The sequence below is a fragment of the Bacillus sp. PK6-026 genome, assembly GCF_054161455.1.
This window is the reverse complement of the sequence record NZ_CP096418.1, coordinates 1,131,800-1,157,241: the sequence shown is the minus strand read 5'-3', so window position 1 is coordinate 1,157,241 and position 25,442 is coordinate 1,131,800. Positions and strand designations below refer to the sequence as shown.

The following is a 25,442-nucleotide window of genomic DNA, read 5'->3' as shown; positions in this document are numbered from 1 at the left end:
CTTTTCATTATTATTCCTTATAAGCTAGTTCAAACAATACATCTTTCAATACTTCAATCCCCTTCACAAGGTCTTCTATCTTCGTTTCTTCATTGGTATTGTGGCTGATTCCGCCAATAGAAGGTACAAACAACATTGCTGTAGGGACAAAATCCGCAAAAATTTGTGCATCATGACCTGCACCAGATGGCATCAATTTATAGCTGTCCCCCACATTATCCTTAGCTGCTTGTTCAATTATTTGAATGATTTCTTTATCCATCAATGACGGTGCTTCATCCATCCATAAATTAATGTCATAAGCCATGCTGTTTGCTTCTGCCACCGCTTTAACTTTATCTTCAATTTCTCTCGCAAAATCATTTAATAGTTGTTGATCAATATGACGACAGTCTATCGAAAAGGTAATTTCTCCAGGGACGACATTTACCGTGTTTGGAACAGGAGTGACATGTCCAAACGTTAATACAAGAGGCTCCCCAATTTCTCTAGCTCGTTTCGTTAAGTCTGTTACAATCTCACTATATGCAACAACTGTATCTCTTCGTAATGACATCGGTGTTGTGCCAGCGTGGTTTGCTTCACCTTTCAAGTTAACTGAGTAACGTTTTTGACCGACAATCCCAGTTACAACACCAATCGCTTTATTTTCCGTCTCTAATACTTTCCCTTGTTCAATATGTACTTCAATAAATGCTTTAATATCGTCACGAACATCATCTGTTTTACGGTAATCAAAACCCGATTCGTGCATAGCATCTTCGAATTTAATTCCTTCAGCATCTTCTATTGTGTCAACATCCTCTTTTTTGGCTAGGTTAAAAAAGTTTTTACTTCCCCAAAATGTATATGGAAATCGGCTTCCTTCTTCTTCTGCGAGCGATAATACTTCTATTGTTCGTAATGGTTGACCATATTTTTCTTTTAAATATTTCACAGCAACCAGTGCAGATAAGATACCGAATTGTCCATCTAGATGACCGCCTTCAACAACTGTGTCGATATGTGATCCTGTTAAAATAGTTTCTTCAGAATATTTACTTCCAACAAGACGACCAGATAAGTTCCCAACATCATCAAAGCTTACTTCTAAACCTTCTTCCTTGAATGTTGCTTCAAGTTCGCGAACTGCATCAATCCATTCAGGAGAGTATAACAGCCGCGTAATTCCCCCTTTTTCTAAACCGCCAAATCTTGTGAATTTCTTATCCAACGTTTCAAAGGTTGATTGAATATCCATTCTTTTTCTCCCCCTTTCTTTTATTTACTTTCATCATAGAGCCCTGTTTACAACCATTCATTGACATAACCAACAATAATGGAAAAACATTTTATGCACTTTTAACAAAGACACCTTTTAATCAATTTACGGTATCTTAATAATGGGCTAATGCCAGATATAAAAAGAAACTGTTGGCTTTCGATTACATAAAAAAATACGCTTTATAACAAATTAAATTTGCATTGAATGTCTCCTAAAGAAAATCGCACATCGCTCGCTTCAAAATAGCGAAACTTCTCTTTTACCAATCAAATAAATAAGGTGCAAATAAAAAAATGACCCTATAAATCAATAAAAAACATTGATTTATAGGGTCATTTATCTATTTCATAAATGATATGCCAAGAGTCAGGATACATATTGATTAACAACTGCTGCTGTAATAGCAAAAGATTGTGATGAAGTCAACTTTGCCATGCTCACTTCAGCTATATTAGCTGCCATAAGAAATGCTGATGACACACTGAATTTGCGAGTGTAAGACAATCTCAGGTCGCCTTCACATCTTCCTATGCCTCAAATTCCTGACGGGCTAGCTATTCCGTCACTCAAGGAATAAATCTTCCTACTTTTTCATTTGAAATCCCTTTTTCTTTATCATAGATTTCGACACCACGAAGGATTGTTTTCACTACCTGAGCACCAATTTTGCGGCCAATATACGGACTAATTTTGTGTCGATATGCTAGGTCCTCAGCTTTTAATTCATAAGGTGCATCTTTCTTAATAAATACAAAATCCGCATCTTTCCCTACTGCAATACTGCCTTTTGACATTAGATTAAAACGTTTCGCAGGGTTTGTAGCAATAATGTCTGCAAATTTGGATAATGACATATTACGTTTTTGCACACCCTCATCAAATAATACGTCAACATTATTTTGTACACCTGCGATACCCCCCCAAGCTTCAAATGCATTATCCGTAGCTTTTAAGTCTGGGGTACATGGTGAATGGTCTGATGTTACGAATGAAATATCTCCGTTTAATACCCGATTCCACATGCCTTCTAAGCGTGATTGTTCACGAATTGGCGGAGAACATTTTGCAACTGGTCCGATATGATCCAGTTCTTCTTTATAGAAATATAAATAGTGTGTACATGTTTCGCATGTAATATCGACCCCTTCCTGTTGTGCTTTGACAATTTCATCTACGCCCTCTTCACAAGCTATATGAACGATGTGTACACGACATCCCGTTTCTTTCGCAAATAGAATTATTTTTCTAATCGGTTCTACTTCAGTAAATACGGGTCGAGAATCTACATAAGCACGTAAGGAGGTTTCACCATTTTTAGATGCTATTTCCCCTAACTTGTCCGTAATTGCAGCATTTTCAGCGTGTATAGATAATATTTTGCCTGTCTTCGCAATTTGTTTCATACCTTCGTAAAGGGAATAGTCATCCACATTCATGAAATCTCCTTCTATAGAACGGTCACCACATGTTGCTAAAAAACATTTATATGCAACAACACCATTGTTATCTAACTCTTGAATACCCCCATCCAAGTTAAATGGTACTAAACCGCCGTAACTCGCAACGTCTACAGATAATTTTCCTTTCCCAGCTTTAAATTTTACTTGAATAGATTCCTCATCTACCGTTGCTGGCACTTGATTTAATGGCATTTCGATGATCGTCGTGACACCGCCTTTTGCAGCGGCACGTGTTCCTGTGTCATAGCCTTCCCATTCATCACGATAGCCGCCGCCCGGCTCTGTGATATGAACATGTGCATCAACCATACCCGGAGATACAATCGATCCTTTTGCATCGATAATTTTTGCACTTTTACCCAAATCCTGACCGATTGCTGCGATTTTGCCATCTTTAATCCCTACTTCGACTTCTTGTTCACCATTTTCCAGAATGACTAATCCATTTTTGATAATTGAATCAAAATTCATTAAAATCATCCTCCTCTTTTAATGGTTGGATATAAAATACTGCCTTTCGCAACCGCCAGCATGAATCCCCCGGATAGCCAAACCACCAAAAAATGCAAATCATTAGATTTAAGATAGCACTTATTTAATGTTTCACCGATAGCAAAGTTAATGATCAAGAATAATAAATGGCAACCCCGCCCCACTATCAATGAAAACGGGACGCCATATTTTGAACCTGTGTATCCGTTTGCAACAAGTCATAAGGCTATCTGACAAGTGATATCGTTGCTTGAAACGGTGATATAAAACATCACCAACAGCTATATAATCCTGAATATTATGCACTAGTCCCACCCCCAACGTTAAAAAAAGTAAATGAGGATGAAATTCTTTGTTCAAGTGATCTTCGGCATGATATCTTTGTTATAATCACACTTTTCAAAAAACGAAGAATCATGTTCAAGCATTAATGATTCTCCTTTAATATTTTTAACTAAAGGATTATACGTATAATTACCTTCAAAAACAGTGTACGATCAGATTGAAAAGTTATCCTTGTAACATCTGACATATTTCATTTTTATTTTATCTTTTTCTAACAAAGATAAGGAGGCAGCCTTTATGACAACATTAAAAGAAATATTATCTGTACTACAATTTTCAGATTTAACATTGCTAAATGAGCAGGGCGATTTGGAACGAGTGGTAGAAATGGTTGATATTACAGAAACGCCTGATATTAAAAATTTTACAACGCCGCACTCACTTATCGTCACAACAGGAATGAGCTATCAGGATGATCAATCCGGACTAATCAGTCTTATTAGTGAGTTAAATGATATACAAGTTGCTGGTCTAGGTATCAAGCTATCCCGATTTTTAAAAAAATTAGATGATGAGGTTATTGCATTTGCAAACAAATTAAAATTCCCAATTATTGAAATTCCGGAAAGTTGGAATTTAGGATCCATTACTCATCATATATCGTCATTTATCCTGGATGAAGAAACAGAAAAATTACACTTCGCATTAGATATCCAACAAGAGTTAAATGCTATGCTTATGCAAGGGTTAAGCCTGAACATGATGATTGAACGTTTAAGTAGACTTATAAAGGTTCCTGTCATGCTGCTAAATTCTTTTCATCAAGTTGAGTCAGCGAGTCATCACTTTCATCAACACTCAGAACATGTTCAAAAAAACCTCAATTATTTCCGAAGATATTTAAATTCAGAGCAAATCGAACCAAATCACAATGGTGTTTTCCAGGAAGAATATGCTATATTTAAGGTTCCTGCATTTAAATATTTTCCGTATTATCTAATGATTTCAAATGTTAATTTGCTCAACTATCCGTTTAGTTTATTAACAATAGAACAAGCAGTTAACACACTTAGTCTCGCAATTTATAAAAATAGTAAAATCAAAGAAGCAGAGCAGCAGGATACGAACCATTTTTTTACATCTCTGATGTCCGAACATCCTGATAACCTTGTTTCACTAACACAACACACCGACCTTTTAAAAAAATATCACATTCAACCCTCTAAATTCTACCAAGTGATGATTTGCGGGATAGACAAAGAAAAGAATGTAGAAAATAGCGCCTACTTAAATGAGCGATATCAGATGACTTTTGAGTGGTTAACGCATAAGTTTACTGGGATTGACCCTTCCATTAGTATATATATGTCTCAGGGTGAACGCAGATTTACGATACTTTTACAAAGAAGACATCATTATTATTTGGAATACTGCAGATATATCCAAAAAGAGTATCAGCTATTTTTTAATAGCTCCCTTTCATTTGGCATTGGTAATGAGGTCTCCGAGCTTTCACAATTACCACTGTCTTTTTTCGAAGCGAATGAGGCTTATGATAATAAATATGAACAAGGCGAAATAGAATTTGTAGAGCCCTATAAATCTAAAAGCGTAGAAGAATTATTACAACTCATTCCAACGAATAAATTAAAACCATTTATCATTTATACACTCGGTCCATTAGCTTATCCCCAAACAACGAAGGAAAAAGAACTAAGGTTTACGTTAAATGTCTATATGGCAAACCAATGTGATCTTACAAAGACCTCAGAGGATATTTTCATTCACCGTAATACTGTGAAATATCGTATTAAAAAATGCGAAGAAATATTAGGTCAATCTGTAGAATCTCCTGATACATCCCTGAGCATTCGATTGGCATTATTTGCTTCAGAGAAAATATCTTTGTAAATCAAAAGTAGAACCACCGGAAGTTTTCTTTTCTATTTATTTAGTTAGCTACTGTTTTATTCTGTCTTAACATAACCACAAGGAAAAATAGCAACGCTGCTGCTGCGAGAAGGATGGTTGCAATATAGAATGCTAATACTTGCGAGCCGGTTACATCACCAATATAACCAGTAAGTGTTGGTGCAATAACAGATGAGCTCATTCCAAAGAAGTTAAAGAGAGTTAATGCTCTGGCCACTCTATCTCCTGATACGGAATCAGATACATAGGTTATTAAAACTGGATCAATCGCAAGTTTACCTAATAAGCCATATAAAATTAATGCAATATACAGCACTGCAGGATTTGGTGCAAATACTGTCAAACTAATTGTGATTGCCGCAGCAATTAATAGAAATAAAATTAAACGCAGACGCAAATGTGCATGTTTGTCTATGTATTTAGTAAATATCAAAGCACCAGGCACTGCAGTGACTGCAACTAGTGCAGCTACATATCCTACTGAACCTTGAGCAAATCCTTTTTCTGCTACAAGGAAGGATGGCAGCCAAGTGACAATCATATAATAGCCATAGCATGTTGCAAAATACACAAAATATACAACTAATTGTCTTGGAGAAAATAAGCTTTCATTTAGAATCTCTGTGCTTTGTACGGCGTCTTTCTTCTCTTCAGCCACTTCCTTGTCTGATGTTTTATCTTGTTTAATAAACAACACAAACACAAATGTTACAGCTACGATAACGATAGCTGTTATAAAAAGCATATAATTCCATTGAATTTCAAAACCGCCTACTAAAACCGATGATCCGATTAGTCCAATTACCATTCCTAATGCTGAACCGCTATTTATTATCGCATTGGAAAAGCTTTTTTTATCTTTTGGCGTATGTTTGGCTGATAAGGAAAAGGCTGCACCGTAATATGAACCAGTCGAAATACCAGCCAATAACGAACCAATGTATACTTGCATGATAGTTGAACTTGTGCCAATTACAAATGCAGCCAGCGCAAAGACGATAAATGCAGGAATTAACACCTTTTTCTGTCCAAATTTATCGACAAGTGCTCCTGACGGAATTTGCATACCCGTATAGGCAAAGAAATAAATAGAAGCAACCAACCCCATTTGTGTGTCACTAATATGTCCTAATGATTCTTGAATCTGTGGATATATTGGCGTAAGAATTGTACGATAAATCCAAATAGCTACCCACCCTAAACACAATGCAATAATGATCTTTTTGTAATAATCGGGGTCATGTTTCTTTGTTTTTTCCACGGTATGACACGCTCCCTTTTTATTATTTAATTAAATTGTAGGTTATAAGCCAGTCAATAACATTGTTCACTTTCAACAAAAACAAAAGTAACATTATACATTTTAGACAAAAGGCATCTGCTTAAAAATATCGATGAAAGATTCATCGATAGAAACTAGTCCTATTTTTCCCATCTCTCTCATTTCTATAAAAGCAATCAGGTAAAAAAGATGGCTCTTTTTTAAACAAACCTACAATTTATTAAAAAAGCACTTCCCAAATAAACAGGAAGGCTCCCCAAACGTTGATATAGCAGCGTTCTTAACATTTCAAGAACTGAGTTGCACGACGAGCGCCCTTAAGACCGGCTTTCTTTCTCTTTGAAAATTCAAAAATTCTCCGATATATATAGCGAATGCCGCTAAATAAGGAGGAGAGCCGGATGAGAAAGTTATGGAAAATCGCGGTGTCCGCTGCAATGTTCGTCGGTTTTTCCGCAAATTCACCCCGCATTCAAGCGGAAAGCAATAAGCAGGAAAACGAAGTCATCGTCATATATAAAAATGCCAGCGGAAAAGAAAACGTCATCGAACAAGCAGACACGGTAGAACACGTTTACCGGCACATTCCCGCAGCTGCTGTTACTGCGGACGACAAAACAGTGCGGGAACTTGAACAAGATCCCGACGTCCTGTATGTCGAAGACAACCTCCCGGTAGCTGCTGCCGACAGCACCGTTCTAAAAGCTGTCTCCAGCAGCACAGCGCAAACCGCCTCCGCGTTTTCACAGTGGAACATCAAGCCGATTCAAGCCGCACTGGCTTGGAATAAAGGTTTGACAGGGAAACAGGTGAAAATTGCGGTTATTGACAGCGGGATTTCCCCCCATGAAGAGCTGTCAATCGCAGGCGGTGCATCGATGGTCGGCTATACCGCTTCATACCGTGATGATAACGGCCACGGAACACATGTTGCCGGAATCATCGGAGCGAAGCATAACGGACGGGGGATCGACGGTCTCGCGCCCGGCGCGCAGCTGTATGCCGTAAAAGCGCTGGACCGGAATGGTTCGGGGGATCTGAAAGGCATCTTACAAGGCATCGATTGGTCGATCCAGCACGGAATCGATATCATCAATATGAGCCTCGTCGTTTCAGGCGACAGTCAAGTTCTCCACGATGCAGTAGATAGAGCATACAAACGGGGAATGATTTTAGTCGGTGCAAGCGGAAATGCCGGAAACGGAAAATCCGTTTATTACCCGGCCGCCTACAGCAGCGTCATTGCCGTCTCGGCCACCAACGAAAAAAATCAGATCGCCTCATTTTCCAACACCGGCAGCGCCGTCGAGTTTGCCGCTCCCGGCACATCTATTATCAGTACATCTTCCGACCGCGGCTATGCAATCGGAAGCGGCACTTCACAGGCAACGCCGCACGTCACCGGAATGTTTGCTCTTTTGAAACAGCTGTACCCAACCGCTTCAAATGCTGAGCTGCGCAAGAAAATGCAGATTTATACAAGCGACTTGGGCGCTCCCGGCCGTGATCATTTGTTCGGCTATGGATTAATCCGCTTCAAAGAGATCACACAGCCGTTGGAGAAAGCGCAAAAAGCAGTCGGACAAGCGGAAAAGACAAAGAAAAAAGCGGACATTCAAACCGCGCAAAAAGCGATCGAACCGCTGCCTGCAAACGCCGATAAAACCGCTTTGAAAAAGAGGCTCGATGCTGTTAAAGAGCAGCTTAAAAAAACAGCCGAAAGCAAAGTAAAACTCGCAGAGAAGCAAAAAAAGAAAACCAATGCCGACGCAGCCCAAAAAGCGGTCAATGAACTCGACAGCGGCACTTTCAAAACGAATTTGCAAAAACGGATCAACGCGGTCCGCTCAAGCCTCTTGAACACCGCAAAGCAGGCCGTTGCCAAAGCTGAAAAAGCGGCCACAGACTCAAACCTCGGCAAAGCGCAAAAAGCGATTAATGAGCTGCCTGCCGGAAAAGACAAATCAAATCTGCAAAAAAAGCTGAACACCGCGAAAATGCAAGCCGCGTCAGCCTATAACAAAAAAGTGGCAGCGGCGAAAGCCAAAGTTAAAACGGCCGAACAAAAGAGAACGAAAAAAACAAAATCGGCAGCGCAATCAGCGGTCAGCAAGCTGAAAGCATCCGCCGAAAAAACGAAGCTGCAAAAACGAATCAATGCGATCAAACTGAAATAGCAAGAAAAGCCCGGAATCCCGGGCTTTTCTTGCAAATACGTCTTTTTTGATGCTGTTCTGCTCGGACACGACAATTGTGACATCGTATTCCTTTCGGCCGGCCGCTTGCTTTCCGCCGCATTCTCCAATCACTTTTTATCAATTCTTTCCGTCACAATCCCGACGATGTCCCGGTCTGAAACAAAGCCGAAATGGCGGCTGTCAAAGCTGTGGATCCGGTTGTCCCCGAGGACGAAGTACTCATTTTCAGGCACCTTTTCCTCTCCGGTCACTTCCTTCAGCGTAAAATCCCCTGTCAAGTCCCCTCCGGCGGTGACGGCCTTTAAATCGTCCAGATAAGGCTCTTTGATCTTTTCTTCGTTGATATACAGCTGATCATCTTCATACCGGAGGGTTTCGCCCGGAAGCCCGATCACCCTTTTAATGAATATATCTTTGTCAGGTCCTTTAAACAGCACGATGTCAAATCGGCTGATCGTTTTAAAGTGGTGGGCGAACCTGTTGATCAAAAGTTCGTTGCCCTCCTGAAAGGTCGGATTCATGCTGACGCCTTCTACTTTATATTCAATGAAAACGGCATTTTTGACCTGAATTCCGACGACGATGACAAGCAGCACCCCGGCTATGACCAAAAAACGCTTTTTCAATTCTGTGTCCCCCTAGTCTTTCTCTCTCTGGCTGAATCTCACGTTCAGACGATGTTCAACCCGTTTTCCGGCGTACCATAAGATCAGCATGACGATGATCACGGCAGCTGTCCGCAAAGGCTGGGTAAAAAGCGCCTTCAGATCATGGCCGACAAAGCTCACCATAAAAATCATCACGAACTTGCCGCAAAGCACCGCCAGTGAAAAAGGCAGCAGGCTGACTCTCGAAAGTCCTGCCACAACATTTACCGCCGCCGAAGGCGTGAATGGAAAGCAAAGCAGGAGAAACAGCGGACCGAAGCCCCGTTTTTCCACCCAGGTCATCAGTTTTTTTACGGATGGATGCCTGCGGATAAAACCGAGTGCTCTTTGCTGGCCGAAATGGCGGATAAAAAGAAAAACTGCTATAGAGCCTAAAGATGCCCCGATCCACGTCAACAAGAACCCCTGCCATAAACCGAACGAATTTACATTGGCGACAACAAACACGAGCAGGGGTAAAAACGGGAGCAGCGCTTCAATAAACGGCAGCAGAACGGCTACAAAAGGACCAAAAGCCCTGTAGCTCTGAAAAAACTCTGTTAAATTCTCTTCTGTAAAATAGCTGAATAATTGCTCCAACATTGATTCTCCTCAGGGCGGTTGTCTACTTCTATTCTACACTTTAAATCAAAAACTTTAAATCATCCGTCTCGGTGTTTTCTGTATTAGTCTGAAACAACTTGATCATTTTAGTCATTTTTTCCCGTTCTTGATTAAAAGGCCGTCTTTCGTGTAAAATAAAAACAGAACAAACGTTCCTTATCAACAAAAGAAATGAGGAGAAAAGCCATGACAAGAATTCCCGCTGAAGCCAGGGATATGATTGAAAAGGCGATTTACCTCCCGATGACCGTCAGCATATTAAACCGGGACATGAAAATCATCCAGCAGGGGCCATTCAAGCTGAAAGACCCCTATCAGCGTCTGATCGAACAGGCGTTAAAGCTTGCCCAGCGCGATCTGTACGACGTGAAAAATGAACTGCGCCGGCGGAAAATCAAGGTGCACGAAGTGTCACGGGACGAAGCCTTTACGATGTACTCCTTTATATATGAAGGATACGAAGAAGAGCATAACTATTTTAATCCCCGCATCCGCAATCAGGTATCCGCGCTTCTTGAGCACTATTTATTCAAAGCCGCTCCCGATCAATAGCGCTTTTTCAGCTCCCTGAGGATGAATTCGTATATCAGCTGATTCCGGTCTTCCTTCGGATAAAGCATAAATTCCTGTTTCTTCTGCATGGCGTTTCCTTCAATCCGGTCGATAAATTTTGTTCTCAACCATGCCGTTCGGTAAACCTGGTTTTCAAAAGATGTGATGGATACGGGCAGCTCCAGCGTTTCCCCGTTGACAAACGTGACAAACGTGTTGTCATACTTTGCCGCGCAAAACTCGTGAACATGCGCATGGGAAAGCCACCCGCACTGAGGACGAGTTGAGGAAAATGTGGGAAAAAGAAAAATATTGTTTGAGTGATCCACCATGATCGGCGGTTTATGGGAAACTTTAATGACCTCATATGTGCCCGCTTTTCTTCCCGCATAGCTCGATCCGAAATAGCGGCAGCTTCTTTCGATGATCTGAAACGGCTTCATATTGACGCGGAAAGTCCTGTCGGTCTCGAGTATTTTTGAAGCGGGTTTCTCCCCCTCTCCCAGAGGCAGGACAGCCATTGTCGAACTGTTTACTTCATACGTATCTTTTGTCATATCCTCTGTGCTCATCTTGATCCTCCTAATCGTTAGTAAATTTATACTATTAATCTAACATTATCCTTTACAAAACGACAGGATTTTTTCCAATTAATTTGAAAATATGTTTTTAAAATGCCATTTTTATATTTTGTTCGATTAAATCCGTATTTCTTAGTCCAAATATACAAACTTTTATTCTTATAAACACGCATCTCCGAATAATTATCTAAAAATTATAAATACTTATTGATTTTTTGTTGCGTAATCCATATACTATAAAAAAGGCATCAGGGGGAATCTTTATGAAAGAGAAAAAGTCGTACGCTGAGCTCATGAAGTCCCGCAATACCCAAAAGGTGAAAGAACTTGATGTAACCATCACGGATATCTACATTCAAATGGTCCTTGATGAATCGCTTTTTAAACGGCGTTTGCACACGCTGAACAAGAAGATTAATGAAGCATTAGACAAAGGAGATAAGCAATCTTTCCTTGAGCTTTCAAGAGAATATACAGCGCTGAAAAAGCACGCATAACGGCCAATCCCTCCCGGATTGGCTTTTTTACGCGGAAAAAGCCGGCTTATGAAATAGTCCCGGCCTTTTTATCCGTTAATAATCGTTCCGCCGTTGACATGGAGCACTTGGCCCGTCATGTAGGAAGAATCGTCGCTGGCTAGAAACAAATAGCTCGGCGCCACTTCAGCAGGCTGTCCGGGCCGTTCCATCGGCGTTGTTGAACCGAATATTTCGACCTCTCTCTCCGTAAACGTCGACGGGATCAGCGGCGTCCAAATCGGACCCGGCGCCACCCCGTTCACACGGATGCCCTGATCGACAAGCGACAAAGCGAGCGAACGCGTAAATGATGTAATCGCTCCTTTCGTCGAAGAATAATCGATCAGCCTTTCATTGCCGGCATAAGCCGTAATCGAAGTGGTATTGATGATTGAGCTGCCTTTTTTCAAATGCGGCAGCACAGCTTTTGTCAAATAAAACATTGAAAAAATATTCGTCTGAAACGTTCGGATCAGCTGATGGCTTGTAATTTTTTCGATTCCCTTTTGCGGATGCTGTTCAGCCGCATTATTGACGAGTATATCGATCGTTGGGAATGCTTCCTTTGCCTGGCGCACAATATCGTTGCAAAAAGCCTCGTCTCCGATGTCTCCTGCGATCAGCTTGCATCCGCCCCCTTCTTTTTCCACATACCCCTTTGTTTCTTCTGCATCGCGGTGTTCATTTAAGTAGACAATGACAATGTTCGCGCCTTCCTTCGCAAACAAAACGGATACGGCACGGCCGATACCGCTGTCTCCTCCCGTAATAATCGCGGTTTTCCCGGCCAGTTTCCGCTCTCGTTTCGGCCGGTCGAAAACGGGCCGGGGATCCATCAAATACTCCAATCCCGGACGCTGTGTTTGGTGCTGGGGAGGCAGTACTTTCTTCGGCTGTTTGCTCAAAACGATTCCCTCCTTCACATTGATTCAACCTTACTATTTTATGAAAACGCCCCTTTTTTATGACAAGCCGTTTCACATGCATGAATATTTCTCAATTGGGAAAATTTAAGAACAAAACAGATGGATGATGGAGGGAACCTTGTGAGCAATCAAGAACAAAAACTGCCGGACTCGCCTGAATCGTATTGGAGAAACAGTACAGATCTTCCTAAATTCGAAGAACTGTCTGAAGATGTCAAAACAGATGTCGCCGTCATCGGCGGCGGCATGACCGGACTGACGACTGCTTATTTACTGACGAAAAAAGGCTACAGCGTCGTCTTGATCGAATCCGGGCGGATACTCGACGGAACAACCGGCTATACGACAGCCAAAATCACCGCACAGCATGATCTGATCTATGATGAGCTGATCGGGCACATCGGAATGCCGAATGCGAGACTGTATTATGAAGCAAACCTCAAGGCGCTGTCCTTTATCAAAAACCTCGTGCTCGAGCAAAAGATCCCGTGCGATTTTGAAGAACAGGACGCGTGCATTTACACAACTGAAGAACAATCGGTACAAAAAATCAGAAAGGAATATGAGGCATACCAAAAGCTCGGGATTGACAGGGAATTCATCAAAGATCTCCCCGTTCCAATCGATATGAAAGCAGGACTTGTTATGAAAAACCAGGCCCAGTTTCATCCACTCCACTATTTGAAACACCTTGCAGAGGCCGTCCTGGAAGCCGGCGGAAAAATTTACGAAAACACGGCTGCTAAAGAAATCAAAGAAGGCGACCGGCCAAAAGTGCTGACAAGAAACGGGCATCAAATCTTCAGCGATTATGTCGCGTGCTGCACGCACTTTCCGTTTCATGATAAAAAAGGCTTCTATTTTGCAAGGCTTGAGCCGAGCCGGTCATACGTGCTCGCCGTCAAGCCGAAAACGCCGTATCCAGGCGGCATGTATTTAAGTATAGATCAGCCTTCACGCTCGCTCCGTTCGGTGACGATTGACGGAGAAGAAATGGTTCTTGTCGGCGGTGAAAGCCACAAAACCGGCCAGGGAGAGGATACAATCAGGCATTATCAGGCGCTTGAATCATTTGCAGAAGGCGTGTTCGGCATTGAATCGATCCCTTACCGCTGGTCAGCGCAAGATTTAATCACGCTTGACAAAATTCCGTATATCGGGCCGATCTATCCGAAAGAAAAGCGCATTCTCGTCGCCACTGGCTTTCGAAAATGGGGCATGACAACAAGCACCCTCGCCGCGCAGCTGATGACAGACCATATCGCAGGCGAAGACAATCCTTATCAAGCCGTCTTTCAGCCGGCCCGTTTCCACCCGGATCCAAGCATCAAAAAAGTCATTTCCTATAACGCGGATGTTGCAAAACACTTTGCCGAAGGAAAACTCGAACAGCCGATCAGGAAGCCGGAAGACCTTGTCAACGGAGAAGGTGCGGTCGTGTCACATGCCGGGAAACGTGCGGGTGCTTATCGCGATGAAAAAGGCGAGCTTCATCTGGTTGACACAACATGCACCCATATGGGCTGCGAAGTCGAGTGGAACGACGGAGAAAAGACGTGGGACTGTCCGTGCCACGGCTCAAGGTTTTCGGTCGACGGCGATGTCATCGAGGGTCCTGCCGTAGAACCTTTGAAAGATCCGGAAAGCTGAGGTGTACAAGTTAAAAAGTAATGAAAAATTGCCGATAAAAAGATAAATGCTGGAAATTTCATAAAAACGGCAGTTTTATCATTAACGATTACAGGGGGATACGATCGTGTTATTCAAAAAGGATAGAAAGACAGAACGATCATTCTTTGCTGAAGAAGGTCCTGACCAAACAAAAAGAATCAGGCTCAATCAGCACGCAGAATTTAAAAAACAGCTAGCAATGGTCGATTTGACGGATGAGGATCTTTGGGTGCTGAGCAGGCTGAAGCCTTTAGTCACTGAACATATCGAAACCATCGTCACCCGGTTTTACCAAAACCTTGAGCATGAAAACTCTTTGATGGAGATCATCCATGACCACAGCTCAGTTGACCGTCTCAAAAAGACATTGACGATCCACATCCAGGAAATGTTTTCAGGTGTCATCGACGAAGCCTTTTTAGAAAAAAGGATCCGGATCGCCCACGTTCATCTTCGGATTGGGCTCTTGCCAAAGTGGTATCTGGGGGCATTTCAAGATCTCCTTCTTTCCATGCTGTCAATTTTTGAAAACGCATTATCCGATGAGGAATACAGGCGGTCAGTCAAAGCCGTCACCAAAATTCTCAACATCGAACAGCAGATCGTCCTCGAGGCCTTTGAAGACGAGCATGCAAGGCTCCGCAGACTTGATGAAGAGAGCAAAAATGACCTTCACCGGCAAATCAAAGATACTTCCGGTTCTTTGGCCGCTTTATTTGCCGAAACAACGGGCGCTGTACAGGAATTGGTCGACAAATCGTCCGAAATCGCCGAAACGTCAAGAGCCGGAACGAAGACAGCTGTTTCTGTCGAACAAAAATCGATCGGCGGAAAAAAGGAGCTTGAGGAGCAGGAACAGCAGCTGAATCAAATGGGAAGCAGCATGACGCAAATCGAGCAGGAAATTAAAAAGCTGGAAGAAATCGCACTGCAGATCGAAAAGATTTTCGGAATCGTAACAGGCATTGCCGAGCAGACGAATTTGCTTTCGCTCAACGCCTCGATCGAATCTGCAAGGGCGGGAGAGCACGGCAAAGGGTTCGCAGTCGTCGCAAACGAAGTCAGAAAGCTGTCCGATGATACGAAAAAAACCGTCTCCACCGTATCTGAGCTCGTCAATAACACAAACGCGCAAATCTCGATCGTCACGAAGCATATTACAGATGTAAACCAGCTCGTGAACGAAAGCAAAGACAAGATGTCGGAGATCAATCATCTATTCGATGATATCGTCTCCAATATGAAAACGAGCAAAGAGCAAAGCGGCCGAATCGAGGGCGATCTGCAGGCATTTTTAAGCGGCCTTCAAGATGTGAATGCCGCCGTGTCACAAGTCGCGGTTTCAGTCGATTCTCTCGTAGAACTGACAAAAAAATAAATCATTCCTGTACACAGGTCAATTCATGGCCTGTGTATTTTGCTTTTGCAACCTGATTCTATTACGTTATTTGAAAGTCTGCTATGCAAGTCAAAGATATATTCACAGCCATAATGGCAACGCTCAGTGATGTTTTCAAATCCGCAGAATCGGCGCTACGCTCCTGTATGAAAAAATCGTGTAAATGTTGTTCTGTGCCAGTCATATTTCGTGGTTCTGTTTTTTAAATTTAGTATAATAGCCATATCACCGAAAAACGCGAAAGCCGACATCGAAAGGAGATTTTTCAGAATGACTGCGATTTGTTTGATCCGGCATGGCGAGACAGACTGGAATGCTTTAGGAAAACTGCAGGGAAGAACCGATATCCCTTTAAATGAAACCGGTCAAAAACAGGCAAAAGAAACCGGGGCGTTTTTGAAAGGGTCCGACTGGGACGTCATCATTACAAGCCCTTTAAGAAGAGCGAAAGAAACCGCTGAAATCATCAATCAATACCTGGGACTTGAAATCATCGAAATGGAAGATTTCATCGAAAGGAATTACGGAGATGCAGAAGGGATGCCATTCGAAGAAAGAACGAGGCTCTACCCCGATAAAGAATATCCGAATCAGGAATCAAAAGAAGCGCTTGCCGAACGGCTGATGGCCGGCGTTCAAAAGGTCAGCGAGCGGTATCCGGACAAAAAAGTGCTGATCGTCGCACACGGAGCCGCGATACACGCCCTTCTGTCAAAAATCTCAAACGGCGACATCAACCTGGAAAATACGAAGCTCGTCAATGCGTGCCTAAGCAACATCAAATTCCATGAAAATAAATGGCATGTGAAGGATTACAATCTTTCACACCATTTGTCAAATTAAAAAAAGACGGCAAGGTTGATGCCGTCTTTTTTATGCTCTCCCCTGCCTCGCTTCGCGGCGCAGTAAATAGATAAAATACGGACCGCCGATAATGGCTGCGATCAATCCAGCCGGTATTTCAAGCGGCGGAACAAGGCCTCTTCCGGCGGCATCGGCTATCAAAAGAACGATGCCGCCGACGAGCGCTGAAACGGGAATCAAGATCCTCGTTTCAGCCCCTGCCAGCTTTCTTGCGATATGGGGCGCCATCAGCCCGATAAAACCGATTGTTCCCACGGCGGTCACAGCCGCAGCTGTCAGCAGGACCGCACCGGCAAGCAGCAGAAATCGCGTTCTTTCGAGCCGGATGCCGAGGCCGACGGCAATCCCGTCCCCTGATTTGATGATATCGAGCGGTTTTGCCGCAAACCATAACGGAGGAATGACCAGACAACACCATATGAAAAGAGACAGTACATCATCCCAGTCTCTCCCCCACAGACTTCCATTCAGCCAAATTAATGCGTTGTTGACATTCGGGCTCCCCCTTGAAATGAGTAGCTGAATACCCGAATGGCAAAAAGCATTGACCGCGATCCCGACAAGCGCCAGCCGCACAGGAGAAATCCCGTTTCGATAAGCCAATAAATAGACGAGAGCCGCAGCCAAAACGCTTCCTGAAAAGGCGGCGCCTGTCAGCAGAAGCGGACTTTGCTGTGAAAACGAGACCGTAACGATCACAGCGCCCAATCCCGCTCCTCCTGTAATGCCAAGCGTGTCAGGGGCGGCCAGCGGATTTTTCATCAGCGATTGTGCGACTACACCTGCGATTGAAAGCGCCCCTCCGGCAAGCACAGCGAGAAGGATGCGCGGCATTCGAAATTCCATCACCAAGAAGCGGACTCCTGCATCCTCTTGCCCTGCCAGTGATTTCATTACGTCCCACAGTCCGATGTTTTCATCGCCGATCGCCAAATTGAGTACAATGAGCATCAACAAACAGGCGCATAACGCAGAGAGGACAAGCGCCGATTGCCCGCGCCGTCTTTTCATTTTTCTTTCCGCATTGTTCATCATGCCGCCCCCTTTTTCCGTCTTCTCGCCAAATAGATGAAAAACGGCGTCCCGATCATTGCCGTAACAACTCCGACCGGCGTTTGGTACGGAAAATAGACAAAGCGGGACAGAATATCAGCAAACAGCAAAAGAACGGCTCCAAGCAATGCCGAATACGGAATCACGAACCGATAGTCAGCCCCCATCAGATACCGGATCATATGAGGAACCATCAAACCGATGAAACCAATCGGTCCGGCAGCGGACACCGATGCTCCTGCCAGCGCGACAACAGTGAAAGCGATGAACAATCTGCTGAGCCATACATTTTGTCCCAGCCCATGTGACACATCATCTCCGAGACTCATGACGGAAGCCGCCCTCCCTAAGGCCAAAGCCGTCAACAAACCTGCCATGCTTACCGGAATCAACAAATGAAGCTTATCCCACGAGCTCCCCGCTAAAGAACCGGAAAGCCAAAACAATAGCGTTTCCGTCGACTCTTCATGAAAAATGAGCAGCATTTGCGTCATCGAAGCAATGATCGCCTGAATGACGACACCGATCAAGGCAAAGCTGATATCCCTGTCGTGTTCGCTGAATACTGAGGCAACCGCGTACACGACCAGCGCGGCCGCGGCACCGCCGGCAAAAGCGGCTCCCATCGCTGTCTGGGGAGCGGCAAGCGCAGGAAACATCACCGTCAAACATACGACAGCAAGAGAGGCCCCTGCATTGATTCCGAAGATGCTCGGAGATGCCAGCGCATTTCTTGTCACCGCCTGCATCAGTGCGCCCGCGGCCCCTAGATTCGCGCCGATGAATGCGGCGGCCAAGGCGCGCGGAATTCGGATGGACTGAATAATCGCGTGCAATTTTGAACCGTCGTACATAAACACAGCTGCCCAAATGTCGGGCAGCGCAATCGTTGACGAACCGATTGAAACAGAAAGCGCAAAACCCGCGAGCAAAAGAAAAACAAAAATGAGCGGTGCAAAACGTTTCATATATATCAAAACAGGTCACTCCTTTAGAAAAAAACAAGCGCATGCTTTTGTAAAAAGCATGCGTCATCCCGTCCAGCAAGCCGGCAGGCTCTTAAGATTTCTTTTGATCCTCAGACAGAAGATGCTGACCGATTTCATCTATCAGCGCATCTGCTCCGTCAATACTGCGGCGGAGCGACCAGGCGAATCTGTCGGCTTCATAAACCTTGCCTTTTTTGACAGCGCTGAGCTTTTTCCAAAGAGGGTCTTTTTCAATGGGTCTTTTCCCGTCTTCATCGACTTTATCTTTTTCTCCCGTCATCAGGACAATGGTGTCGGGGTCTTTCTCAAGCAGCTGCTCAAGCGTCATTTTAATATTGACGGATTCACCGTTTTCGCCATCGCCTTTGCTGCTGTCTCTGACACCGTATGTATAGCCGATTTTCGTCAGAAGCTGAGACGTGAAAAAGTTTTCGTCGCGCACAGTGATTGCTTCATTTGTGTTTCCGAGCAGAAGAATGCTCTGTTTCCGGCTCCCGAATTTCTGTTTCAATTCATTCAGCTTTTGTTTATGTTCAGCCAACTTTTTCTCCATTGCGCTTTCTTTGCCGACGGCTTTCGCAATCGTAAGAGACGCGTCAAGCGTGTCCTGATAATCTGCATTCAAGTTTTTCAGCGCGATTGTCGGCGCAATTTTCGCCAGCTTATCATAGACACCGCTGTGCCTGCTCGAATCGGCAATTATTAAATCGGGCTTTAAAGAAGCAATTTTTTCAAAACTTGGCTGGGCGCGCGAACCGACTGAAGTATACCCTTTGATTTTTTCTCTGACCTTCTCGTTAATAAACTTAGGTTTGCCGTCGTCCGCAATCCCGACAGGCTTAATGCCCGCATCAAGGAGCGCATCAATAAAACCCAATTCAAGAACCACAACTTTTTTCGGATTGTTCTTTACTTTCGTTTCTCCTAAGTCGTGCTTAACTGTCACGGAATCCTGACTGGAGGTTTTCGTACTTTCGCTTCCCCCCGAGCAGGCTGTCAACACTGATAACATCAATAGGAATAAAATAGCAAAATACTTAGGTTTCATATGTATCTCCTTTTCTGGTAGTAGACGAAATTATTATAGCAACACTTCATACCAATGACAACGATAATCATTATCATTATAAAAAAAGAAAGGAGCCTCCTTCTCCTTTCTACACCCGTTCATTCACGGAATCCCCCGCTTTGCTTTCTCTGCTGAGGGAAAGAATGATGACCGTGATGATCACCATTACCGTACCGGCACCTTGAAAGGCATTGAACGGCACACCCAGCCAGACCGCCGACGACAAAACAGCCGCTAGCGGTTCGGCGCAGCTCAGGCAGCTCGTTTCTTTTGCGGAAAGATAAGAAAGGCTGCCGATGTATAGGGCAAACGCCAAAGCTGTGCCGCACAATACAACAAACAGAATGGCTGCCGCCTCCCCTGCCCCAATGTGCGAAAGGTCAAACCGAAACGGCGGAAACAAAAAAGAAATTCCGGCCCCTCCGACGAGCATACCCCATCCCGTAACCGTCAAAGCACCGAACGATTGAATTAATCCTCCTGCAAAAACCGTATAGAAAGCAAGCGCTCCACCGGACAAAATGCCCCAAACGGCGGCCTCGGCCGGAATATACAAACTGTCCGGCCTTCCGCCTGTCAAAAGAAGAAACACGCCGAAAAGCGCAAATAAAGTAAGTACGGCATCTTTCCACTTAGGCGGAAGTTCTTTTTTAACATATAGGTAAAACAATACGAAAAAAGGCGCCAAGTATTGAAGAATTGCAGCAGCCGCGGCATTACCCTTTTCGATTGAAGCAAAAAACGTATATTGAACAGCAAGCATTCCAAAAATGGAAAATACTAAAATCGAACAAATATCTGTTTTTTTCTTCCATATCTGACACACATGTTGAAAACCGTTTTTCATTGAAACATATAACAAGAGAATGACTCCCGATGCCAGAAGCCTGACAGAGACAAGCGAGCCGGCTTCAACCGCTCCCCTTTCAAATATGTACTGTGCAGCGCTTCCCGATAATCCCCACAATGAAGCCCCTGCAAGCACCATCAATACACCTTTCACATGAGCTGATTTCATATCTTTCACCCGTTTCTGTATGCGATATATTGCATATTTTAATAGATGATCGACAAGGCCGCAACCTCCTTCGGCAAAAAATGATCTCATAAAATAAATGAATAGTATTTTCATAAAATGAATCAGATGGAGCAATCTCCTGTCATTCGCGGCCCTCGGGACCTCTTTCCCTGCCAGGCTGAAGCGGTCTATTCATACTTTCGAACTGAACATTTTTCTAAAACAGTTATTAATAACCAAAAAATTTTAAATTGGTCCTCCAAAAAAATAGGCCTACCATATAATTCATTTTTTTTCTATAATAAATTAACAGAATAATTGGAATAGATTATATTATCCTTCTATTTAAATTATTCTGAATAAAGAGGAGGAGAGTGAGTAATGATGAGGAAAAAGAGTTTTTGGCTTGGGATGCTGACGGCCTTCATGCTCGTGTTCACGATGGCATTCAGCGATTCCGCTTCTGCTGCTCAACCGGCGAAAAATGTTGAAAAGGATTATATTGTCGGATTTAAGTCAGGAGTGAAAACCGCATCTGTCAAAAAGGACATCATCAAAGAGAGCGGCGGAAAAGTGGACAAGCAGTTTAGAATCATCAACGCGGCAAAAGCGAAGCTAGACAAAGAAGCGCTTAAGGAAGTCAAAAATGATCCGGATGTCGCTTATGTGGAAGAGGATCATGTGGCCCATGCCTTGGCGCAAACCGTTCCTTACGGCATTCCTCTCATTAAAGCGGACAAAGTGCAGGCTCAAGGCTTTAAGGGAGCGAATGTAAAAGTAGCCGTCCTGGATACAGGAATCCAAGCTTCTCATCCGGACTTGAACGTAGTCGGCGGAGCAAGCTTTGTGGCTGGCGAAGCTTATAACACCGACGGCAACGGACACGGCACACATGTTGCCGGTACAGTAGCTGCGCTTGACAATACAACGGGTGTATTAGGCGTTGCGCCAAGCGTATCCTTGTACGCGGTTAAAGTACTGAATTCAAGCGGAAGCGGATCATACAGCGGCATTGTAAGCGGAATCGAGTGGGCGACAACAAACGGCATGGATGTTATCAATATGAGCCTTGGGGGAGCATCAGGCTCGACAGCGATGAAACAGGCAGTCGACAATGCATATGCAAAAGGGGTTGTCGTTGTAGCTGCAGCAGGGAACAGCGGATCTTCAGGAAACACGAATACAATTGGCTATCCTGCGAAATACGATTCTGTCATCGCTGTTGGTGCGGTAGACTCTAACAGCAACAGAGCTTCATTTTCCAGTGTGGGAGCAGAGCTTGAAGTCATGGCTCCTGGCGCAGGCGTATACAGCACTTACCCAACGAACACTTATGCAACATTGAACGGAACGTCAATGGCTTCTCCTCATGTAGCGGGAGCAGCAGCTTTGATCTTGTCAAAACATCCGAACCTTTCAGCTTCACAAGTCCGCAACCGTCTCTCCAGCACGGCGACTTATTTGGGAAGCTCCTTCTACTATGGGAAAGGTCTGATCAATGTCGAAGCTGCCGCTCAATAACATATTCTAACAAATAGCATATAGAAAAAGCTAGTGTTTTTAGCACTAGCTTTTTCTTCATTCTGATGAGGGTTGTTCAATATTTTGAATCCGTTCCATGATCGTCGGATGGCCGTATTTAAAAATCTTGACGAGAAACGGCGGGTTTGCCTCGCTCAGCCCGGCTTTTGAGAGCTCTTGAAACGTCGAAACCGCTGCATCGCTGTTTTGCGTCAGTTCAATCGCATACTGGTCAGCAGCTTTTTCCTGATGCCTCGAAACTGCGTTCGTAAATGGAGACGACGCGAAAGAGATAACCCCCATCAGCATCAGAAGAAGCGGAAGTGCGGCTAGATCGGATTTTCCCGCAATATGAAGGCTTCTTCCATAGCGGCCGATGATCCGCTTGTACAGCTTGTCGATCACATAAAAGACAGCAAGGGATAAAAGCAGATACCCGCCGAGTCCTATGTAAACATGCTTCATCACATAATGTCCCATTTCGTGCGCCATGATGAATAAAATTTCCGGCTCATCCAGCTTGTTCAGCGTGGTATCCCAGAGCACAATCCTTTTATTGGCGCCGATTCCTGTTACATAGGCATTTAACGCATTCGTTTTTTCAGACATGTTCACTTCATAGACGTGATTCGCAGGAATATCCGCCTGATCGGCCAGCTTCAGAATGCTTTGTTCAAGATCTTTATTTTTCAGCGGATAAAAGTCATTGTATAAAGGATCAATGACAACCGGCTGGAGAAAAAATAAAAACAGCGTAACCGGAACCGTCAGACACCAGGCATAAAACCACCAGCGTTTTTCATGCTTTTTGATCAAATAGTAAAAGACGATCACCGCCGCAGCCGTTATCGGAAAACTGATCCAGAAGTCGATCACCTGGTCTTTGATCCAGCTCGCGGTTGTCTGGGTTGATATGCCGTAGTCAAGCGAATATTGATAGCTGATCCAGTCAAGCGGCAAAGAAACGATCGTGACGATCAGAAACAAAGCAAAAACATATGCCGTGATTTGAATGCTTCTCCTCTTCGAGGTCTGCTCCGCCCAATTTTTCATTTTCCTGGATAAACCGGCAATCAACAATATAAAAAATAAAAACCATTCAAACGGAATCCGGATAAAAAACATAAAGTCCTTTATTTTCGAGTAATCTTCTGTCAGCATGAGTTCTCTTTCGTTCATAAATGCCGCCGGGTCTGCGCTTGTCCCTTTCAGCGCCTCAGGAACGGAGGGTTCACCGGCCATAAAGAGATACCAATAGAAAAAAAGGCCGTACAGCACATACAGGAGACCGGCTCCCGCGATCCATTTCCGCATGGCGAATCACTTCCTCTCACATAGCAGTTACTTCTATTGTAAGCTTTTCATGCGAAAGTTAGAACCAAGCCTTACAATGAGAGCAAGAGGCCGGCGCCTGCGAGCGTCAAAATCGTCCCCATCACGACGACTATGACGCTTGCTCCAAAATAGGAAAATAAAAATGCGATAAGAGCGCCGGCAAGTCCGTAGAGCATACCGCTTTGCACCAAAAAAACTCCCGGAAAAATGAGAGCCCCTAAGACGGCGTACGGCACATTTTTCAGCACGCGCTCCAAAAATCCGGGAAGCTTCAGGCTTTCAAAAGCAATGAGCGGCACCATCCGCGGCACATATGTAACGGCAGCCATGCCGATAATCATCCAGATGATCGGGCTAAACATAGTTTCTCTTCCCCTCTGTTCTAAATTGGTACAGCCATTCAATCAGGACGGCGGATAAAAGCGTAGCGCAGACGATCGACCATCCTGCCGACAATATTCCGTTCATTTGGAAAACCGTATTGAATAACGCAGCCGCCCCCGCCAGCAGCAGGACTTTTCGCTGTTTTTTCAAAGGCGGCACCAACAATCCGATAAACATGGCATAAAGGGCGATGCTCATGCTTTCCTGGAGAACAGCCGGCATGGCGGCCCCTGCAAAATGCCCGGCCGCACTCCAAAAAACCCAGCTTACATATCCGATCGAACCGAGGCCGATCATATACCCGGTCGTCAGCTTTTCCTTTCTTAGAGCAGCGACGGCAAACGATTCATCTGTCACCGCGAAAAATGAGTAAAACGCTTTTTTCCAAGGCGAATCTTTTTCTACCAATTGATTCAAAGTCGCCGAAAATAAAAAATGTCTGATATTCACAATGAACGTCGTCATAACGATTTCGATGATTCCCGTCTGAACGGCGAGCATGCTTAAAGACATATACTGGGACGCTCCTCCGAAAACAAGGGCGCTCATCAAAAACGTTTCAAAAAGCGACAGCCCCGTTGTTTTCGCCAAAAGCCCGAATGTCAAAGCGACCGGAATGTAGCCGACGGCAAGGGAAACCCCTGAACGAAGCCCGTCTAGAAAGTTGAGTGAATCGTGCTTTTCCATCTTGACACCTCTTTACGGATAATAAATGAGTGTATAACATGCTGCCGTTTGTTCCGTGTTGTTTTCGTACGTATGCACGGTGTTTGCGGTGAAATGCATCGCATCGCCTTCGTTCAGGCTGCAAGTGTAATCACACGCCGTCACCGCGATCGCTCCTCTAGAGACGAGCACATACTCTTCAATCCCTCCGTGGTGAGGCTCTGATTCGTGTACACAGCCGGGCGCAAGTTCAATATAAAAGATTTCAAACTTCTTTTTCTGGTCGAAGGGAAAATGCGGAAATGCCGCGTATTTTTCTTCTCCGGCCAAAACGGGCGTTTTCTCATGCTTTCTGACGACCGTCGGCTCCCCCGCGGGCTTTTCTGCCAAGGAAGTAAATGATACTTGCAGCCCGTTTGCGATCTTCCACAAAGTTGTGATCGTCGGACTTGAAGAGCCTTTTTCAATTTGCGCGAGCATGCCTTTGCTGACGCCAGTCATCGATGACAATTGATCAAGACTGTAATTGCGGACTTTTCGCAGCCTCTTTATGTTTTCTGCGACTTGTTTTTCAATCGAATTCATCTTCCGCCTCCTCTCAATAAATTGAACATTTGTATAATTTATTGAACATTATAGCATAATTTTTTAGGATGAAAAGCCATTAAACGGAGAAAATAAATAGCCTGAGGTGATCATTCTGAAAAAAATA

At 44.1% G+C, this 25,442-nt stretch carries 23 protein-coding genes and 1 pseudogene; 9 read left to right on the top strand and 15 right to left on the bottom strand.

Annotated features, from left to right (window positions below; translation table 11 throughout):
* Nucleotides 1–10 precede the first annotated feature (10 nt).
* Both allC and allB read right to left on the bottom strand, forming a co-directional pair.
* Complete coding sequence (gene allC / locus M1D59_RS05835; protein ID WP_020450840.1) at nt 11–1,240, bottom strand: allantoate deiminase; 1,230 nt, start codon at nt 1,238–1,240, stop codon at nt 11–13.
* A 590-nt stretch (nt 1,241–1,830) separates the two neighbouring features.
* A complete protein-coding gene (allB, locus tag M1D59_RS05830) occupies nt 1,831–3,195 on the bottom strand; it encodes an allantoinase AllB (protein WP_023856586.1) in 1,365 nt (454 codons plus the stop codon).
* A 603-nt stretch (nt 3,196–3,798) separates the two neighbouring features.
* Here allB and M1D59_RS05825 point away from each other — a divergent pair.
* Nucleotides 3,799–5,412 (top strand): PucR family transcriptional regulator, encoded by a 1,614-nt coding sequence (locus M1D59_RS05825; protein WP_020450835.1) that lies wholly within the window; start codon nt 3,799–3,801, stop codon nt 5,410–5,412.
* Between the two features lie 40 nt (nt 5,413–5,452).
* On the opposite strand, the gene M1D59_RS05820 is transcribed toward M1D59_RS05825, so the two are convergent.
* Nucleotides 5,453–6,694, bottom strand: coding sequence for an MFS transporter (locus M1D59_RS05820; protein ID WP_020450834.1), 1,242 nt, complete (start codon nt 6,692–6,694; stop codon nt 5,453–5,455).
* A gap of 422 nt (nt 6,695–7,116) precedes the next feature.
* Here M1D59_RS05820 and M1D59_RS05815 point away from each other — a divergent pair, with 422 nt between their 5' ends.
* Nucleotides 7,117–8,892 carry a S8 family serine peptidase gene (locus tag M1D59_RS05815; RefSeq protein ID WP_445604506.1) on the top strand — a complete coding sequence of 592 codons (1,776 nt, stop codon included), beginning with the start codon at nt 7,117–7,119 and terminating at the stop codon, nt 8,890–8,892.
* Nucleotides 8,893–9,020: 128 nt separating this feature from the next.
* On the opposite strand, the gene lepB is transcribed toward M1D59_RS05815, so the two are convergent.
* Together lepB and M1D59_RS05805 are read right to left on the bottom strand one after the other, a co-directional pair.
* Nucleotides 9,021–9,539: a signal peptidase I gene (gene lepB, locus M1D59_RS05810; protein ID WP_020450832.1), complete on the bottom strand. Its 519-nt coding sequence runs from the start codon at nt 9,537–9,539 to the stop codon at nt 9,021–9,023.
* 12 nt (nt 9,540–9,551) lie between these two features.
* Entirely contained in the window at nt 9,552–10,163 is a 612-nt protein-coding gene (locus M1D59_RS05805) for a TVP38/TMEM64 family protein (protein ID WP_039072639.1), read from the bottom strand.
* A gap of 207 nt (nt 10,164–10,370) precedes the next feature.
* On the opposite strand from M1D59_RS05805, the gene M1D59_RS05800 reads away from it, so the two are divergent.
* On the top strand, nt 10,371–10,736 hold the full coding sequence (locus M1D59_RS05800) for a hypothetical protein (RefSeq protein ID WP_020450830.1): 366 nt from the start codon (nt 10,371–10,373) through the stop codon (nt 10,734–10,736).
* Here M1D59_RS05800 and M1D59_RS05795 read toward each other — a convergent pair.
* The gene (locus M1D59_RS05795) at nt 10,730–11,308 is read right to left on the bottom strand and encodes a competence protein ComK (protein ID WP_026579946.1); all 579 of its coding nucleotides are present in this window, start codon (nt 11,306–11,308) and stop codon (nt 10,730–10,732) included. The two genes, M1D59_RS05800 and M1D59_RS05795, sit on opposite strands and share 7 nt — an antisense overlap.
* 272 nt (nt 11,309–11,580) lie before the next feature.
* On the opposite strand from M1D59_RS05795, the gene M1D59_RS05790 reads away from it, so the two are divergent.
* Complete coding sequence (locus M1D59_RS05790) at nt 11,581–11,814, top strand: IDEAL domain-containing protein (RefSeq protein ID WP_020450828.1); 234 nt, start codon at nt 11,581–11,583, stop codon at nt 11,812–11,814.
* Between the two features lie 68 nt (nt 11,815–11,882).
* Here the strand turns inward: M1D59_RS05790 and M1D59_RS05785 are convergent, their stop codons facing one another.
* Entirely contained in the window at nt 11,883–12,740 is an 858-nt protein-coding gene (locus M1D59_RS05785; protein WP_396279073.1) for an SDR family oxidoreductase, read from the bottom strand.
* 120 nt (nt 12,741–12,860) lie between these two features.
* On the opposite strand from M1D59_RS05785, the gene M1D59_RS05780 reads away from it, so the two are divergent.
* The 4 genes and pseudogenes from M1D59_RS05780 (at nt 12,861) to M1D59_RS05765 (ending at nt 16,674) form a co-directional block, all read left to right on the top strand.
* Nucleotides 12,861–14,411 (top strand): FAD-dependent oxidoreductase, encoded by a 1,551-nt coding sequence (locus M1D59_RS05780; RefSeq protein WP_458117870.1) that lies wholly within the window; start codon nt 12,861–12,863, stop codon nt 14,409–14,411.
* 106 nt (nt 14,412–14,517) lie between these two features.
* A pseudogene (locus M1D59_RS05775) lies at nt 14,518–15,051 on the top strand (protoglobin family protein); the annotation flags it as partial.
* A 252-nt stretch (nt 15,052–15,303) separates the two neighbouring features.
* Complete coding sequence (locus M1D59_RS05770) at nt 15,304–15,810, top strand: methyl-accepting chemotaxis protein (protein ID WP_370510583.1); 507 nt, start codon at nt 15,304–15,306, stop codon at nt 15,808–15,810.
* 291 nt (nt 15,811–16,101) lie between these two features.
* Nucleotides 16,102–16,674: a histidine phosphatase family protein gene (locus M1D59_RS05765; protein WP_020450824.1), complete on the top strand. Its 573-nt coding sequence runs from the start codon at nt 16,102–16,104 to the stop codon at nt 16,672–16,674.
* 30 nt (nt 16,675–16,704) lie between these two features.
* On the opposite strand, the gene M1D59_RS05760 is transcribed toward M1D59_RS05765, so the two are convergent.
* From M1D59_RS05760 to M1D59_RS05745, 4 genes are all read right to left on the bottom strand, one after another.
* Entirely contained in the window at nt 16,705–17,727 is a 1,023-nt protein-coding gene (locus M1D59_RS05760; protein ID WP_328037715.1) for a FecCD family ABC transporter permease, read from the bottom strand.
* Nucleotides 17,727–18,725, bottom strand: coding sequence for a FecCD family ABC transporter permease (locus tag M1D59_RS05755; RefSeq protein WP_026579951.1), 999 nt, complete (start codon nt 18,723–18,725; stop codon nt 17,727–17,729). The genes M1D59_RS05760 and M1D59_RS05755 overlap by 1 nt, the downstream gene beginning before the upstream one ends.
* 82 nt (nt 18,726–18,807) lie before the next feature.
* Nucleotides 18,808–19,785: an ABC transporter substrate-binding protein gene (locus tag M1D59_RS05750; RefSeq protein WP_445604505.1), complete on the bottom strand. Its 978-nt coding sequence runs from the start codon at nt 19,783–19,785 to the stop codon at nt 18,808–18,810.
* Nucleotides 19,786–19,894: 109 nt separating this feature from the next.
* Entirely contained in the window at nt 19,895–20,824 is a 930-nt protein-coding gene (locus M1D59_RS05745; RefSeq protein WP_445604504.1) for a DMT family transporter, read from the bottom strand.
* A 384-nt stretch (nt 20,825–21,208) separates the two neighbouring features.
* Between M1D59_RS05745 and M1D59_RS05740 the strand changes: the two genes are divergently transcribed.
* Nucleotides 21,209–22,345, top strand: coding sequence for a S8 family peptidase (locus M1D59_RS05740; protein ID WP_025811752.1), 1,137 nt, complete (start codon nt 21,209–21,211; stop codon nt 22,343–22,345).
* A 57-nt stretch (nt 22,346–22,402) separates the two neighbouring features.
* On the opposite strand, the gene M1D59_RS05735 is transcribed toward M1D59_RS05740, so the two are convergent.
* The 4 genes from M1D59_RS05735 to M1D59_RS05720 all read right to left on the bottom strand — a co-directional run bounded on the left by M1D59_RS05735 (nt 22,403) and on the right by M1D59_RS05720 (nt 25,315).
* On the bottom strand, nt 22,403–23,659 hold the full coding sequence (locus M1D59_RS05735; RefSeq protein ID WP_445604503.1) for a M48 family metallopeptidase: 1,257 nt from the start codon (nt 23,657–23,659) through the stop codon (nt 22,403–22,405).
* Nucleotides 23,660–23,730: 71 nt separating this feature from the next.
* Nucleotides 23,731–24,042 carry an AzlD domain-containing protein gene (locus tag M1D59_RS05730; RefSeq protein WP_009328928.1) on the bottom strand — a complete coding sequence of 104 codons (312 nt, stop codon included), beginning with the start codon at nt 24,040–24,042 and terminating at the stop codon, nt 23,731–23,733.
* Complete coding sequence (locus tag M1D59_RS05725; RefSeq protein ID WP_003180314.1) at nt 24,035–24,751, bottom strand: AzlC family ABC transporter permease; 717 nt, start codon at nt 24,749–24,751, stop codon at nt 24,035–24,037. The genes M1D59_RS05730 and M1D59_RS05725 overlap by 8 nt, the downstream gene beginning before the upstream one ends.
* Nucleotides 24,752–24,763: 12 nt before the next feature.
* Nucleotides 24,764–25,315, bottom strand: coding sequence for a helix-turn-helix domain-containing protein (locus M1D59_RS05720; RefSeq protein WP_445604502.1), 552 nt, complete (start codon nt 25,313–25,315; stop codon nt 24,764–24,766).
* Nucleotides 25,316–25,442: the final 127 nt, after the last annotated feature.

What these genes read in the sequence shown, in the direction of transcription:
- allC (WP_020450840.1), bottom strand. Translation starts at nt 1,240, where the DNA reads ATGGATATTCAATCAACCTTTGAAACGTTGGATAAGAAATTCACAAGA.
- allB (WP_023856586.1), bottom strand. Translation starts at nt 3,195, where the DNA reads ATGAATTTTGATTCAATTATCAAAAATGGATTAGTCATTCTGGAAAAT.
- M1D59_RS05825 (WP_020450835.1), top strand. Translation starts at nt 3,799, where the DNA reads ATGACAACATTAAAAGAAATATTATCTGTACTACAATTTTCAGATTTA.
- M1D59_RS05815 (WP_445604506.1), top strand. Translation starts at nt 7,117, where the DNA reads ATGAGAAAGTTATGGAAAATCGCGGTGTCCGCTGCAATGTTCGTCGGT.
- M1D59_RS05805 (WP_039072639.1), bottom strand. Translation starts at nt 10,163, where the DNA reads ATGTTGGAGCAATTATTCAGCTATTTTACAGAAGAGAATTTAACAGAG.
- M1D59_RS05800 (WP_020450830.1), top strand. Translation starts at nt 10,371, where the DNA reads ATGACAAGAATTCCCGCTGAAGCCAGGGATATGATTGAAAAGGCGATT.
- M1D59_RS05795 (WP_026579946.1), bottom strand. Translation starts at nt 11,308, where the DNA reads ATGAGCACAGAGGATATGACAAAAGATACGTATGAAGTAAACAGTTCG.
- M1D59_RS05790 (WP_020450828.1), top strand. Translation starts at nt 11,581, where the DNA reads ATGAAAGAGAAAAAGTCGTACGCTGAGCTCATGAAGTCCCGCAATACC.
- M1D59_RS05780 (WP_458117870.1), top strand. Translation starts at nt 12,861, where the DNA reads ATGGATGATGGAGGGAACCTTGTGAGCAATCAAGAACAAAAACTGCCG.
- M1D59_RS05770 (WP_370510583.1), top strand. Translation starts at nt 15,304, where the DNA reads ATGGGAAGCAGCATGACGCAAATCGAGCAGGAAATTAAAAAGCTGGAA.
- M1D59_RS05765 (WP_020450824.1), top strand. Translation starts at nt 16,102, where the DNA reads ATGACTGCGATTTGTTTGATCCGGCATGGCGAGACAGACTGGAATGCT.
- M1D59_RS05760 (WP_328037715.1), bottom strand. Translation starts at nt 17,727, where the DNA reads ATGAACAATGCGGAAAGAAAAATGAAAAGACGGCGCGGGCAATCGGCG.
- M1D59_RS05750 (WP_445604505.1), bottom strand. Translation starts at nt 19,785, where the DNA reads ATGAAACCTAAGTATTTTGCTATTTTATTCCTATTGATGTTATCAGTG.
- M1D59_RS05745 (WP_445604504.1), bottom strand. Translation starts at nt 20,824, where the DNA reads ATGAAATCAGCTCATGTGAAAGGTGTATTGATGGTGCTTGCAGGGGCT.
- M1D59_RS05740 (WP_025811752.1), top strand. Translation starts at nt 21,209, where the DNA reads ATGAGGAAAAAGAGTTTTTGGCTTGGGATGCTGACGGCCTTCATGCTC.
- M1D59_RS05735 (WP_445604503.1), bottom strand. Translation starts at nt 23,659, where the DNA reads ATGCGGAAATGGATCGCGGGAGCCGGTCTCCTGTATGTGCTGTACGGC.
- M1D59_RS05730 (WP_009328928.1), bottom strand. Translation starts at nt 24,042, where the DNA reads ATGTTTAGCCCGATCATCTGGATGATTATCGGCATGGCTGCCGTTACA.
- M1D59_RS05725 (WP_003180314.1), bottom strand. Translation starts at nt 24,751, where the DNA reads ATGGAAAAGCACGATTCACTCAACTTTCTAGACGGGCTTCGTTCAGGG.
- M1D59_RS05720 (WP_445604502.1), bottom strand. Translation starts at nt 25,315, where the DNA reads ATGAATTCGATTGAAAAACAAGTCGCAGAAAACATAAAGAGGCTGCGA.